The following is a 16128-nucleotide window of genomic DNA, read 5'->3' on the forward strand; positions in this document are numbered from 1 at the left end:
TTCAATCAAGAAATGGGTATTGTTTTAAACCAATCTTTTAAAAATACAATCATAACCTACATAGGTTTCGCTATTGGAGCCATTAATACACTTTATTTGTATCCAGTTTTTTTGGGTGCAACATATTATGCATTAACAAATTACATCACATCGGCGGCAAATGTGATCATGCCTTTATTTGCCATTGGAATGCAAAATACATTGGTCAAGTTTTATTCGCAGTATGATACAGAAGAAAAACGAGAGCAATTTTTATCTTTTACAGCCTTATTTCCCATTTTGATGTGTATTCCTTTAGGGATAATCGGGATATTTTTCTTTGATGATATAACGGCTTTTGTGACCAAGAAAAACCCTGTCGTAAAAGAGTTTATGTATTTGATTCCGTTTATTGGAATTTGCATGGCTTATTTTGAGATTTTTTATGCCTGGGCGAGAGTTCATATGCATTCTGTTTTTGGAAATTTCATCAAAGAAGTTGGGTTAAGATTGCTTTCGACTGTTGCCTTGATAGGTTTGTATTTTAATTGGATTTCATTGGTTGGTTTTGTCTATATAACAGCCGGAATCTACTTTTTTGCATTTCTGATTACAATGTTTTATGCTTTTTATATCAAAAGACCGAATTTTCAAATAACCATTCCTGATAATGTAAAAGCAGTAATGGAATATACATTTTACATTATTCTTTCGGGAAGTGTTGCCAATTTGCTTTTGGACGGCGACAAACTGATGTTGAATCAATACATGAAAATCGAAAATATCGCTTATTATTCGGTTGCAACTTATATTGCCTTGGTAATTTCAGTTCCGAGTCGCGCGATGCATCAAATTGTTTACCCAATTACGGCAAAACTGATGCATGAAAATAAACACGACGAATTGAATTCGCTTTACAAAAAAACGTCTATTAATTTGCAAATCGTGGGCGGATTTGTGATGCTTTGCATATTTGTAAACATCAATCAGCTTTATGAATTAGTACCAAAAGAATACAGTGGCGGAATTGTTGTTGTATTTATGATTGGATTATCGAAATACTTTGACTTGATTTTAGGAAACAACAACGCTATTATCTTTAATACCAAATATTACCGAATGGTATTGTATTTAGGTTTGATGCTTGTGGTTTTGACGGTGATCTTAAATATGATTTTTATTCCAATTTTGGGAATTTTGGGATCTGCTATTGCGACATTATTGTCTATAACCTTATATAGTTTGGCAAAATTGCTTTTTGTGGTTAAAAAATTGGATTTATATCCTTTTACAAAGCAAACGATCTATTCAGCATTGTTGACATTTGCTTTGTTTTTAGTGTTTTATTTCTGGGAATTTCCATTTTTCCAATTGATCAGTATTGCTTTAAAATCTATTTTGGTTACGATCCTTTATGTATATCTGAATTATAAATTCAATATTTCACCTGATATCAATAAAGTAATTGATGATGTTTTGAGAAAACTGAGAATTAAAATCTAATTTGATTTTATGAGAAAATTAAAACTAATTTAGATTTGAGTCTATTTTGTTTTTATATTTGTTAGAAAGGATAACCAATTTATTTCTAATGAATTATGAAAAGTAAATTCAAATGTTTTTTAGTTTTCTGTTTTGTTTTATCTTCCCCATTTATTTTTGCTCAAAAAGAGACCCATAGCCAGAAGCTAAAAGGATATCCTGTAAGTCCTTTTAAAGATACTCTGTTTTATGTTTATAATAACGTTGGATCGTTTTCTGCTGAAAATAGGGCACGTACCATTACTGAAAAGATTAAAAAACTTTATGAGGATTCCTTTTTAGATCCTGATTCCTTAAAGATTGTCCAATCTGATATTTCTCAAGACATTACTTATAAAAATGATTTAATTATCATGTCTGTTTTGAACAATGATGCAAAAGTCGAAAATCAGACTGCTGCCATTATTGCAAAAAGAAATCTTGGTTTGATTAAAAAAGCGATTGTTTATCAAAATGAAAATTATTCGCAACTTCCAAAAAGACTTGGATATACTGCATTGTTGATTTTTATAATTGTTCTTGTACTGTATGCAGTCAGCAAAATTTTCAATTGGGTTAGAATCCGAATCTTAAATAGAAAAGACAAGTATTTCAAAGGATTTTTTTATAATAAGATTAGTATTTTATCTGCAGAAAAAGAACAATTTCTAATGATGAAAGTTTTCAGTATTATCAAGGTGATAACTTTGATTTTTATAGTTTATCTTTCTCTTCCGGTTTTGTTCAGTATTTTCCCTGCAACTGAAGCTTATACCACAACTTTATTGCGTTGGATCCTAACTCCGGCAAAATTGGCAGTTATGGGTTTTGTTGATTTCTTGCCGAGTTTGATCACAATTATCGTTATAATCGTAATTTTCAGATATACGATCAAGATAATCAAATTCTTTTTTGATGAAATTAAAAAGGAGAAAATAAAAATTGATGGTTTTTATAGCGATTGGGCAATGCCGACATTCAATATTATCCGATTTTTGATGTTTGCGTTTATGCTGGTCATCATTTTTCCTTATTTGCCAGGATCAGATTCGGATATTTTTAAAGGAGTTTCAGTATTTGTTGGTATTTTGTTTTCATTAGGTTCCTCCAACGCAATTGCAAACATGGTTGCGGGTTTGGTCATAACCTATATGAGGCCTTTTAGAATTGGCGATTTTATAAAAATCGGCGATGTGAGCGGTGAAGTTATTGAAAAAACGGCTTTGGTTACCAGAATCAGAACGCCAAAGTTTGAAGATATCACAATTCCGAATGCAACTGTATTATCCAGTACTTCTACTAATTTTTCTGCTAATACAAGGCATTCTACAAACGGATTGCTTATTCATACTACAGTAACAATTGGGTATGATGTACCTTGGAAAGACATTCACAAAGCTTTGATTGATGCTGCACTTAAAACAGAATTGACAGAGCAAACACCAGAGCCTTTTGTTCTTCAAACAAGCCTGGATGATTTTTATGTTTCTTATCAAATTAATGTTTATACAAAAGAGCCAACAAAACAGCCTAGAATTTATTCGTCTTTGCATCAAAATATTCAAGATTCATTTAATGCTGCTGGAATCGAAATCATGTCGCCTCATTACAATGCGCTTCGTGACGGAAATGCAACAACTATTCCACCAGAAAATCTAAATCCCGATTATGAAGCGCCTCCTTTTAATATAAAGAATAAGAGTTAAGGCATTGGTAATAAGTCGTTAAGTTTGAAATTTTAACATATTTTCTCTTTGCAATTAATTTTATTAAAAGTAACTTTAGCTAAGAATTCAGCAATGATTTGTCAGGAATGATAAAAAATATAATTCATACAGCAATAAAAGCTGAAGTTCTGTAGTTTTATTGAGATTGAAATGCTTTTCAAATTTTGAAAAGTGTTAAGTAATTGTAGTAGTATTTAATAATCTTTTAACTTAATTAATGATTATGAAAGGCAATCCACTTAGTCAAGAACAAAGCTTACAAGTATTTTCCAATATGATCTCAAACAAAGTTCATAATGGATTTACACTAGAAGAAAGAAATGATGAATTACTTTTTGCAGTACTTTCAAAAGGCGGAAAAGCAGTAAATCATGGTTTGAATTTTATTATTTTTTGCTTGACTTTAGGATTGTGGTCGTTTGCGTGGCTTTATCTTACTTTAGAAGCTTCAAAGCAGAAAAAAATATTAGTAGCCATCGATGAAGATGGTGTTCCTTTTGAAGAAAGATGTTTAGTCGCTTAATACTATAGGCCGTATGCCGTAAGTTATAAGCAGAAGTAACTTAAAAAAAAACAGCCACTAAAAATGGCTGTTTTTTTTATACCTAAATACAAAACTAAAAAGACTTAGTCCCGATAGCTTCGGGATAGTGTCTCAGAACCTCTTTTAAAGCTTGTCCTTCAAATAAACTCCCGTAACAGATTCTTTTACTTTCACAATATCTTCGGGAGTTCCCGTTGCTAATAAATGGCCTCCATTTTCACCGCCTTCAGGACCAAGATCAATAATCCAATCTGCGCATTTTATTAAGTCGAGATTGTGTTCAATAACAATTATAGAATGTCCTTTTTCAATTAAAGCATCAAACGAAGCCAATAATTTTTTGATGTCATGAAAATGAAGTCCAGTTGTTGGCTCATCAAACACAAATAAAGCTTTGTCTTTTGTAGCACCTTTCACTAAAAACGAAGCCAATTTGATGCGCTGTGCTTCACCTCCCGAAAGAGTAGAGGAAGATTGCCCCAATTGCACATATCCTAAACCAACATCCTGTAAAGGCTGTAATTTTTGAGTGATTTTAGACTGCTTGTTTTTTTCGAAAAAAGCAATCGCATCATCAATAGTCATGGTCAGAATATCGTTGATGTTTTGGTTGTCAAAAGTAACTTCCAAAATCTCTTTTTTGAATCGTTTTCCGCCACAAGTTTCACACGGAAGCGAAACATCGGCCATGAAGACCATTTCAACGTTTATTGAGCCTTCTCCTTTACAAGTTTCACAACGACCTCCATCAACATTAAAAGAAAAATGTTTGGCTTGATAGCCTCTTATTTTCGATAGTTTTTCTTTGGCATACAAATCCCGAATATCATCATACGCTTTGATATAAGTTACAGGATTTGATCGCGAGCTTCTTCCAATCGGGTTTTGATCGACATATTCAATATGTTTTATTTGAGAAAAAGAACCTTTTATTTCACTGAATTGTCCTGCTTTTTCAGAAGCGCTTTCCAGTTTTTTCTGCATTGCTGGAAACAAGATTTTCTTGATCAAAGTACTTTTTCCACTTCCAGAAACTCCTGTAACAACCGTTAAGACATCTAATGGAAAAGTAACGTCAATATTTTTTAAATTGTTTTCTCTTGCACCAATAATATCAATATGATTTTTGAATTTTCGTCTCCTTTTTGGAACCGAAATTTCTAAATCGCCATTCAAATATTTAGAAGTAAGCGAATCAGATTTCAGGATTTCAGGATAAGTTCCTTGAGCCATTAATTTTCCGCCAAAAGTTCCCGCTTCTGGACCAATATCGATAATCATATCGGCTGCTTTCATGATATCTTCGTCGTGTTCTACCACAATTACAGTATTTCCTAAATCACGAAGCGAAAGCAAAACTTTAATCAATCGTTCTGAATCTTTTGGATGCAGACCAATACTTGGCTCATCTAAAATATACATTGAACCAACCAAACTGCTTCCTAACGAAGTGGCAAGATTGATACGCTGTGATTCTCCTCCAGAAAGCGTTGACGAATTTCGGTTTAAAGTAAGATAATCCAAGCCAACTTCTGTCAAAAACGACAAACGATTGTTGATTTCCACCATCAAACGTTTTGCGATTTGTGCTTCATAAACATTCAAATCGATATTTTTGAAAAAAGTAACCAAATGTCTGATTGGCAAATCAACTAATTCTGAAACCGTTTTTCCATTGATTTTTACGTATGAAGCTTCTTCACGAAGACGTCTTCCGCGGCAAGCGTGACATTTTGTTTTTCCGCGGTAACGCGACAACATTACGCGGTTTTGTATCTTGTAATTTTTTTCTTCCAGCTCTCTGAAGAAATCATTTAAACCTTGAAAATACTGATTTCCTTTCCAAATCAAATCTTTTTGATCATCTGTCAGTTGGAAATAAGGTTTGTGAATTGGAAAATCAAATTTATAGGCATGTTTTACCAATTCATCTTTATACCAACTCATACTTTCTCCGCGCCAAGGATAAATTGCGCTTTCAAAAATAGATAAAGAAGTATTTGGAACTACCAAATCGGCGTCAATGCCAATAATATTTCCGTAACCTTCACAAACTGGACAAGCGCCGTATGGATTATTAAAACTGAATAAATGAACATTTGGCTCTAAAAAAGTAATACCATCAAGTTCAAAATTATTGGAATATGAAAAACGCTTTTCTGATCCCAATTCTTGAAGAAAACAAATTCCTTTTCCTTCAAAAAAAGCAGTCTGTACAGCATCTGCAAGACGATTGTAGAATTCTTCTTCCTCTTTTACAACAATACGGTCAATAATCAATAAAATGTCTTTATTGTCAAGCGAATGCATTTCAGAAGCTGTAAAATCATCTAAACGAACCATTTCATTATCAACTAAAATACGCGCAAAGCCTTGTTGTAGAAGTACTTTAAGTTTATCTTCAAGCTGTCTTCCTTCTTCTAAATGAATTGGAGCCAATAAAAGCCATTTACTGTCAATTTCTAATGATTTCACATCCGAAATAACATCGCTAACGGTATTTTTTTTGACCTCTTGTCCCGAAATCGGAGAAAAAGTGCGCCCAATTCTGGCATATAAAAGTTTGATGTAATCGTAGATTTCAGTGGACGTTCCAACTGTCGAACGCGCATTTGTAGTATTTACTTTTTGCTCAATTGCAATTGCTGGTGCAATTCCTTTTATATATTCAACTTTTGGTTTATCCAAACGACCCAAAAACTGACGCGCATATGATGATAAACTTTCTACGTAACGGCGTTGTCCTTCGGCATATAAAGTGTCAAATGCCAAACTGGATTTCCCCGATCCTGAAAGCCCTGTAATCACAACAAGTTTATTTCGCGGAATCGCAACATCTACATTTTTTAAATTATGTACTTGTGCTCCTTTAATGATGATATTTTGCTTTGGGTCGAGTGTAGAAAGATCAATTTGCATAAAAAAAGTCAATTTTTACAAAAGTAATCAATTTTGAATTGAGTTTAGTTAACGAGATTGTTCCAAATTTTAACTAATTCGTCAAGCAAATCTTGATTTCTGGCAGTAAGGTTTTTTACTAAAAACTTGCTATTTCTATATAAAATAAGCTATTTTAGAACTGTTTTTATAATAAATTAATACTTTACTGGAATTGAAAACAAAACTTTCTGCCCTTTTTCTATTAATGAGTTTGTTCTTGTTTGCACAAGAGTTTCCGCCAATTGTAAAATATTCGGCTTCAGTTTATGGTGCTGGAAATCAAAGTTGGATGATTTCGCAAGATGATGAGAACTATTTATATTTCGCAAATAACGATGGGCTTCTGGAATATAATGGTACAAACTGGCAATTGTATCCGGCGCCGAACGAAACGATTTTGCGATCTGTAAAAGTCATTGGAAATAAGATTTATACAGGAACATACATGAATTTTGGTTATTGGACGCGAAAATCGGATGGGAAGCTAAAATATACTTCGTTAAGTGACAAGATAAAAGGAAAGATTCTCGACGATGAGCAATTTTGGAATATATTAAAGTACGATCAATGGATTTTGTTTCAGTCATTAAACCGAATTTACATTTACGATACAAAGACAGGACAATTCAAAATAATCGCTCCCAAAAATGGTGTTGTCAAATCATTTGCACCAAAAAATGCGATATACTTTCAGACCTCGAAGGAAGGTCTTTTTGAAATTGAAAGTGGCAAAGCCAAATTGGTTTCAGACCATCCAATTCTTAAAAAATTTACAATTGCCAATATTTTTACAACTGATGAAGGACTGTTACTTCAAACACAGCTCGACGGAATGTATAAACTCGTTGGAAATACGTTAACGCCTTTTGTTACTGATGTTGATTCAGAATTAAAATCGAGTTTTGTTTATAGCAGTCAGCGACTTCAAGATGGGAGTTTTGCCTTAGGAACGGTTTCAAACGGAATTTTTGTTTTATCAGATAAAGGGAAATTAAAATATCATCTTTCGCAAAGCAAAGGTTTGAGTAATAATACGGCTTTGTCACTTTTTGAAGATAAAGACCAAAATTTATGGGCGGGACTTGACAACGGAATCAATTGTATTAATATGCAATCGCCTGTACATAGTTTTACTGACGATTCGGGCGTTTTGGGAACCGTTTATGCCTCGGCGGTTTATAAAGGAATTTTATACATTGGAACAAATCAGGGACTTTTTTGCAGACCGCTTCAAAGCAATAGTGATTTTAAATTCATAAATGGAACAAAAGGGCAAGTTTGGTCACTTTTTGTTTATGAGGACACACTTTTTTGCGGGCATGATTCTGGAACTTTTGTCGTGACAAATGATACAGCCAGAAGTATTTTCTCTGCTTCGGGAACTTGGAAATTTGAACCTTCTCCAAATAATAAAAATTTATTGCTCCAAGGAAATTATTACGGAATTTCGGTTTTGGAGAAAATCAATAATCAATGGGCATTTCGAAATAAAATTCAGGGATTCGATTATTCTTCGCGCTATTTTGAAATTGCAAATCGTTCAGAAATTTATGTAAGCCACGAATACAAAGGAATTTTTAGATTGAAACTTGACAATTCATTGCAAAAAACGGATGGTTTTTACACGTATAAATCGCCTAAAAATGGTACACGTGCGAGTTTGACCAAATTCAATAATGCAATTTATTACGCTTACAAAGGCGGTATTTTCAAGTTGAATTCAAAAACAAGACAATTTGAAAAAGACGCTCTTTTGAGTTCAATTTTTGAAAAAGATGAATATACTTCTGGCAAGTTAATTACAGATAAATCCAATAAAATTTGGCTTTTCTCTAAAAATTATATCCATTATTTCTCGGCAAGCAAACTCAGCAATCAGCTGAAACAAAATGTCATTCCGATTCCGGCATCTCTGACCAATTCGATGCTTGGGTATGAAAACATTACTCAAATTTCTAAATCGACTTATTTAATTGGTACAACAGATGGTTATTATACTTTAAATATTGACGATTTGATTTTTAAAAATTACAAAGTTAATATCACAGGTATTGCGATAAATAAGCAAAATGAAGTTTTGAAAGATGTTGCAATTGGAGAAGAAGGAAGTTTTCACTCAAACGACAACAATATTACTTTAAATTATACGGTTCCGGAGTACAATAAATACATCAATACAGAATATCAATACTTATTGGAAGGTTTTCAGAATGAATGGAGCGAGTGGAGTACAAAAGCGACGGTGAATTTCAAAAATCTTTCACCAGGAAAATATACGTTTAAAGTTAGAGCGAAATACGCCAACACCATTCTTGAAAACACGGCCGTTTACACTTTTGTAATTTCAAAACCTTGGTATTTGACCAATTTGGCTGTTTTTATATATTTTCTGTTGATGCTTGCGATGGCTTATTTTATTAATAAAGCGTACAGAAATTATTATCAAAAGCAAAAAGAAAAATTAATTGAAGAAAATAATCTTTTGCTTGAAATAAAAGAATTAGAAAACGAACAGCAATTAATGAAACTCAGAAATGAACAGCTTTCTCAAGATGTCGATATGAAAAGCAGAGAATTGGCAGTTTCTACAATGAGTTTAAATAGTAAAAATGAATTGTTGGCTTTTATCAAAGAAGATTTGCAGAAAACGGGTGAAGGGAAAAATATCAAATCAGTGATCAGTACGATTAATAAAAATATTACTGAAGAAGATTCTTGGAATGTATTTAAAGAAGCTTTCGATAATGCAGATAAGGATTTCTTAAAACGCATCAAACAATTACATCCTCTTCTGACTCCAAATGACCTTCGTTTGTGCGCCTATCTTCGATTAAATCTTTCTTCAAAAGAGATTGCGCCACTGTTTAATATTTCGGTCCGAAGTGTTGAAATTAAAAGATACCGTTTGCGCAAAAAAATGGATTTGCAGCACGAAAACGGTTTAGTTGAATATATTTTGGCTGTATAGTAAAATAAAAATAAGCTCAAAAAAACTATACATTACCACAACATTATGATTTTGTTGGGTTTTTGTAAAGCAAATGTTAAAGAAATTAACATTCGTAATTACTAGCTTTTTTGAGTTGTATTTTGCGATATCTTAAAATTACTAACAGTTTTTTTATGATGTATGTTTTTTGTTGAGGTTAAATTTATCGGATTCCTAATCGGAACGAATAAATTTATCTTTCAATAAAAACTAACTAATTATGAAATCGAAATTGTTACTAATTGTACTATCGTTGTGCACATCATTTGCCTTTGCGCAATCAATTGATGTAAGCGGAACGGTAGTAGATGGGTCAGGATTATCATTGCCTGGCGTAAATGTAAAAGTTAAAAGTTCGTCGCAAAGTACAACCACAGACTTTGACGGATCTTTTAAGTTAACCGGAGTTTCAAAAGGGGCTTCAATTGTATTCAGTTATATAGGATACAGAACGCAAGAAATTGCCGTTACTGGAACCAAAATGACTGTAAAAATGGCTGATGACGCAAAATCACTCGAAGAAGTTGTGGTTATTGGTTACGGTACTCAGAAAAAAAGAGAAATTACCGGAGCAGTATCTGTTGTTGACAGTAAAACACTGGACATCTTGAAACCGGCCAGAATTGAACAAGCTTTACAAGGAACGGTTTCGGGTGTGAATGTAACTACACAATCTGGTGCGCCAGGTGCAGGGTTGGATATTCGTATTCGTGGTATTGCTACAAACGGACAAAACTCGCCAACTGCTATTATTGACGGTTATGTGGGAGATTTTAGTTTGTTAAATCCAAATGACATTGAAACCATTACCGTTTTAAAAGATGCTCAAGCGGCAATCTACGGGACAATTGGTGCAAACGGAATTATTTTGGTGACAACCAAAATGGGAAAAAAGAATTCTAAAACAAAAGTTTCTTTCAACAGCTACGCAGGATTTCAAGAAACATCTCGAAAACTTCCAACTTTAAACGCCACAGAATACGCACTTTTATTAAATGAAAGTTATGCAAATGGCGGAAAACCGCTTCCTTATCCAAATGTGAGCGGACTAGGAACAGGTACAAACTGGCAAGACGAAGTTTTCCAGAAAGGTGCACCTATTATTAATAATGATTTAACTATTTCTGGAGGTTCAGAAAACATCACGTATTCCATCAGTGGATCGCATTTAGATCAGGAAGGAATTGTTGGTGGCGATAAATCAGGGTATTTAAGAAATACGGCAAGAATTGGTTTAGGCGCTGATTTAAGCAGTAAAATCAAGTTAAGAACAAATGTTATCTACACCTATTTCACCAGAAAAACATTAAATGAAAATGGTCTAGGATCTGTATTGTTTAATGCGTTAAACGTTCCGGCGACTTTAAGTCCGTATAATGCAGACGGCAGTTTTACGCTTGTGCCAAATACTACAGGATTAGGAAATGAAATCATTAATCCATTGGCACAAATTGCAAATTCTTACAACAATTACAATTACAAGAAAATCAACGGAAATTTTGGACTAGATTATAAAATCTTCAAAGGATTTACGCTTTCAAGCGCAATAGGTTTTAATACTTCAAACAGTGAGTCAAAAACATTTAATCCACAAATAAGCTACGGCGGAAAAGTTTTTGATGTACAAAGAAGTTCGGTTACGCAAGGTGCGGTAAATGATAATAATTATTCATTTGACCTTTTTGGAACTTATACAACCAAAATTGCCGATGCTCATAATATTACAGGAACTTTAGGGACAACAATCTTTAAAGAATGGGGTAATGGACTTTCAGCAACGGGTTATGATGTTCCGAACAACTCATGGCAATTCGCAGATATTTCTTTAACAAAAGGAATTTCAGAAACATTGACAAATAGTTCTTATAATTATGACCAAAGAAGGTTGTCATATTATGCAAGACTTCAGTACGATTACAAAGAAAAGTATTTAGTGTCTGGAATGACGCGTCGTGATGCTTCGACTAAATTTGGTCCAGGAAATAAAATCGGATATTTTTCATCTGTTACAGGTGGATGGATTGTTTCTAAGGAAGAATTTTTTGGAGAGCCTAAGTTTATCAATTTCTTAAAACTAAGAGCTAGTTACGGAACGTTAGGAAATGATCAGATTCCGAATTATGGTTATTTAGGACTTTTGAACGGTGAAGCGACCTATGTTTTTGACGGTGCAATTGTAAATGGAAGTTCAACAGGACAAGTTCCAAATCCGGATTTAAAATGGGAAGAAGCGAAAAAATTCGATGTTGGTTTGGATATGAAAATCTTAAACGACAAAGTTTATATCGTAGCAGATTATTTCAATGATGTCAGAAAAGATTTATTGGTGCCAAATATCCCAGTTTCAGGAATTAACGGAACAGGCGCTCCGGGCGCAAGTGCTCCAACTTTAAATGCTGGATCGGTTAAAAACTCAGGTTTTGAATTTGCAATTGATTACAAAGACAAATTCTCTGATTCTTTCAATTTCGCTGTTAGTTATAATGTCACTTTCCTTAAAAATGTGGTACAAGAAGTTAATAATGGTACAGGATTTATTGAAGGAGGAGCATTTGGTGTTGGTCAGCCAGCGCCTTCACGCATGGAAGTTGGAAAACCAATTGGTTATTTCTACGGATATAAAACAGATGGAGTTTTTCAAAATCAAGCAGAAATTGACGCGCATCCTTCTCAATTAGCTTTAGGTGCAAATGCAGCTCCTGGTGATCTTCGTATTGTTGACGTAAATGGAGATGGAAAAATCGATACAAATGATAAAACTAATATTGGCGATCCAATTCCATCTGCAACAATGGGTTTCAATATTCAGATGAATTACAAAAATGTTGATTTTGCCATGTACACTTTTGCGTCTGTTGGCAATGACATGGTTCGAAATTACGAAAGAACACTTTCTGATGCCAATCGTTTAAATTATGTTTTAGACAGATGGACAGGCGAAGGATCAACAAATTCAACGCCTAGAGTTACGACTGGAGCAACAGCAAACAATGTTTTTTCTGATTATTTTGTAGAAGATGCGTCTTATTTCAGAATCCAAAATATTCAGTTAGGATATTCCCTTAATCCAAATGTGGCTCAAAAAGCAGGACTTACAAAACTAAGACTTTACGTTGGGGTAAATAATTTATACACATTTACAAAGTATAAAGGTTTTGATCCGGGTGCATCATTTGGTCCAGGAAATCGTGATAATGTTTCTCAGTCGCCAATTGGTGCAGGAATCGATTACGGTTTCTATCCAATTCCTAGAACTTATTTGATGGGATTAAACTTTAATTTTTAATTGCAATTAAAATGAAAAAATATTTATACACAACCGTTATAACGCTTACTCTGTTTTCGACATTATGCATTTCATGTTCGGATGAGTTCGTAGATCCTACACCAGAATATTCTATCGATTCTGAAAATTATTTCAATTCAAAAGAAGATTACAATCAAGCACTAGTTGCCGCTTATGATCTATTGCAATCATCGTATGCAAATGTCATATTGGGTGAAATTGCTTCAGACAATACCTTATGTGGGGGAGAAAGCCCAACAGACGTAATTGGTTGGCAACAAATTGACAATATGATTCATACTCCAGTAAACAGCAATTTAAGAGATATTTGGAATTGGATGTTTGCAGGTGTTCAAAGAGCCAATTATATTCTTGAGTTTAAGGATAAGACTGATTTTCAAGGAAAAACACAAGTTATAGCCGAAGCACGTTTTTTAAGAGCATACTATCAGTTTGAGTTAGTGAAATGGTTTGGTGGTATTCCGATGAAAGGCGATGCGAGGTTTAAAATTGGAGATGAAAAAACAATACCGCGTTCAAGTAAGGAAGAAGTCTTTGCTTCAATCGAAGCCGATTTGACTTTTGCGGCTGCTAATTTATCTCCAATTGCTTCTCAAAAAGGACGTGCTACAAAAGGTGCTGCATTGGCGCTTCTAGGAAAAGCATATTTGTATGAAAATAAATTCGCTCAAGCAGCAACAGCTTTAGATGGTGTAATTACTTCAGGAAAATATTCTCTAGTATCAGATTACAATTCAATTTTTGAAGAAGCTGGAGAAAATAATGCTGAATCTGTTTTTGAAGTGCAATATACAGATATTGAAGGTGCTGGATTTGGTTGTCTGCAATGTAGTGAAGGTAACGTAGCTGTTGGATTTAGCGGTGTCAGAAATTATTCTGGCCCACTTTTCTCTTCTGGATTCAGTTTTAATATTCCAACAAAAGAAAGCGCCGAAGCTTTTGAAGCAGGTGACAAACGTAAAGATGTTGCGATTTTAGATATTGTTGCTTTTGCTGCTGCAAATTCTAATTATGATGGAGGAAAAGGGGTAAGCTACGGAAAAGGAAATGAAGATACGGGTTACTTCAACAGAAAATATCTTCCAAGAAAAAGAAGCGCAGCTGCTGCTGGAGATTTGAATTTGACAAATCCAAATAATTACAGAGCCATTCGTTATGCTGATGTTTTATTGATGGCGGCTGAAGCTTACAGTCGTGCAGGAAATAATGATGCAAAAGCAAGAGAGTATTTAAATCAGGTAAGAAGAAGAGCTTTTGGAGATAACAATCACGATATCACAGCTTCAGGACAGGCTTTGACCGATTTTATTTATGCTGAGAGAAGAGTGGAACTTTTTGGCGAAGGACATCGTTTCTTTGATTTGGTAAGAACTGGAAAAGCGGTTGGTAAAATACCAGGTTTTACAGCTAACAAAAACGAATTATTCCCGCTTCCAATTGAAGAAATTCAATTTTCAAACGGAAACTGGCAACAAAATCCTGGATACTAAAAAACACAATTATGAAAAAAATATATTTAATAGTAAATCTTTTCGTTTTGGCAACGCTAATTGGTTGCGCAAACGATGATGCTCTTGATGTTGATTTAGACAGTATTGCGGCGCCAACAAATGTGTCCGCGCTGACAACAGTTACACAAGACAATACAGGAAAAGTAACTTTTATCCCGACGGGAGAAGGGGCAACACAATATAAAATCAGTTTTGGTGATGGAACTCCGGAGTCGGTTTATATTCCTTCTGGCGGAACTGTAACACATACTTATAAAGAAGGAACTTATAAGTCGAAAATTACTGCAATGAATGTTAATGGAAAAACAACTGAAGTGACGAAAGATGTTATCGTTTCATTTAGAGCTCCTGAAAATTTGGTTGTTGAAATCACAAATGATTTATCAGTTTCGAAAAAAGTGACAGTTAAAGCAACTGCAGATTTTGCTTTGTTTTATGACGTTTATTTTGGAGAAGCTGGAAAACCAGACCCAGTTTCGGCAAACAATGGTGAATCTGTTTCCTATACATATAAGGAAGCTGGCGTTTATACAGTTCGTGTTGTTTCAAAAAGTGCTGCAATCAAAACAACTGAATATACAGCTCAAGTTATAGCAAAACTGGTTGTAGCGCCTTCGGCATCTGCACCAACGCCTCCTAACAGACAGCCAGCTGATGTTATTTCTATTTATGGTACAAAATATGCCAATGTTGCAGGAACAAATTATTTTCCAGACTGGGGACAAGCAGGACAAGGAAGTAGCTGGGCAGAGTTTGATCTGAATGGCGATAAAATGCTGAATTATATCAAATTAAGCTACCAAGGAATTGCATTAGCAGACAATGTAACGATAGATGTTTCTAAAATGGAATATCTACACATGGACGTTTGGACAGCTGATTTACAAAAAATTGAGACTTCATTGATTCAGACTGGACCTTCAGAAAAACCTGTCGTAAAAGATCTTACTGCAAATCAATGGACAAGTATTGATATTCCAATTTCGGCATGGACAAGCCAAGGATTAACGGTTGATAAAATTTTCCAATTGAAATTTGTTGGAACGCCTTGGGCAGGAGGAACGGTATTTATTGATAATATTTATTTCTACAAAGCACCTGCAGAATCAATTGCGTTGCCTATTGATTTTGAATCTGCTAATCTTGCTTATAACTGGGGCGGATTTGGAAATGTTATTGCTTCAATGACAACAAATCCAGACAAAACAGGAGCAAACGTATCTGATAAAGTAGTTAAATTGGAGAAAAAATCAGGTGCAGAAACTTGGGCTGGAGCTAGCTTGAATCTTGATGCTTCACCAGATTTCTCAAAAGGAACTAAAGTAAAAGTAGCCGTTTGGTCGCCAAAAGTTGGTGCTGATATTTTATACAAAATGGAGCTTTCGACATCGCCAAAAGACGGAAACGGAAACCCAAGCGTAAATTTTGAAGTGCATGCATCAACAACAGTAGCAAATGCTTGGCAGATTTTAACTTTTGACCTTACAAGTGCAGCAAGTTTCAATTCTAGCATCAAATACGACAGAGTGATTTTGTTCCCAGATTTTGGTCAAACAGGAACGGGAGCGACATATTACTTTGATGACATTAAACAATCCAATTAAAACGAG

General features: G+C 34.2%; 8 protein-coding genes. 7 read left to right on the top strand and 1 reads right to left on the bottom strand.

Translation table 11 applies throughout. The features are described from left to right. Nucleotides 1-12: 12 nt before the first annotated feature. From SCB73_RS13870 to SCB73_RS13880, 3 genes are all read left to right on the top strand, one after another. Nucleotides 13-1482: a lipopolysaccharide biosynthesis protein gene (locus tag SCB73_RS13870; RefSeq protein WP_320566811.1), complete on the top strand. Its 1470-nt coding sequence runs from the start codon at nucleotides 13-15 to the stop codon at nucleotides 1480-1482. A 95-nt stretch (nucleotides 1483-1577) separates the two neighbouring features. Continuing rightward, nucleotides 1578-3206, top strand: a complete 1629-nt coding sequence (locus SCB73_RS13875) for a mechanosensitive ion channel family protein (RefSeq protein ID WP_320566812.1) — start codon at nucleotides 1578-1580, stop codon at nucleotides 3204-3206. A 244-nt stretch (nucleotides 3207-3450) separates the two neighbouring features. After that, complete coding sequence (locus SCB73_RS13880; RefSeq protein ID WP_026729185.1) at nucleotides 3451-3750, top strand: hypothetical protein; 300 nt, start codon at nucleotides 3451-3453, stop codon at nucleotides 3748-3750. A gap of 144 nt (nucleotides 3751-3894) precedes the next feature. Here the strand turns inward: SCB73_RS13880 and uvrA are convergent, their stop codons facing one another. Continuing rightward, on the bottom strand, nucleotides 3895-6690 hold the full coding sequence (gene uvrA, locus SCB73_RS13885; RefSeq protein ID WP_320566813.1) for an excinuclease ABC subunit UvrA: 2796 nt from the start codon (nucleotides 6688-6690) through the stop codon (nucleotides 3895-3897). A 193-nt stretch (nucleotides 6691-6883) separates the two neighbouring features. Here uvrA and SCB73_RS13890 point away from each other — a divergent pair, with 193 nt between their 5' ends. The 4 genes from SCB73_RS13890 to SCB73_RS13905 all read left to right on the top strand — a co-directional run bounded on the left by SCB73_RS13890 (nucleotide 6884) and on the right by SCB73_RS13905 (nucleotide 16122). After that, entirely contained in the window at nucleotides 6884-9679 is a 2796-nt protein-coding gene (locus tag SCB73_RS13890) for a triple tyrosine motif-containing protein (protein ID WP_320566814.1), read from the top strand. Between the two features lie 241 nt (nucleotides 9680-9920). After that, nucleotides 9921-12986 carry a SusC/RagA family TonB-linked outer membrane protein gene (locus SCB73_RS13895; protein ID WP_320566815.1) on the top strand — a complete coding sequence of 1022 codons (3066 nt, stop codon included), beginning with the start codon at nucleotides 9921-9923 and terminating at the stop codon, nucleotides 12984-12986. A gap of 11 nt (nucleotides 12987-12997) precedes the next feature. Further along, entirely contained in the window at nucleotides 12998-14497 is a 1500-nt protein-coding gene (locus SCB73_RS13900; protein WP_320566816.1) for a RagB/SusD family nutrient uptake outer membrane protein, read from the top strand. Nucleotides 14498-14508: 11 nt separating this feature from the next. Further along, a complete protein-coding gene (locus SCB73_RS13905; RefSeq protein WP_320566817.1) occupies nucleotides 14509-16122 on the top strand; it encodes a PKD domain-containing protein in 1614 nt (537 codons plus the stop codon). The last annotated feature ends 6 nt before the right edge of the window (nucleotides 16123-16128 follow it).

This window comes from Flavobacterium sp. KACC 22761, from assembly GCF_034058155.1.
GTDB lineage: Bacteria > Bacteroidota > Bacteroidia > Flavobacteriales > Flavobacteriaceae > Flavobacterium.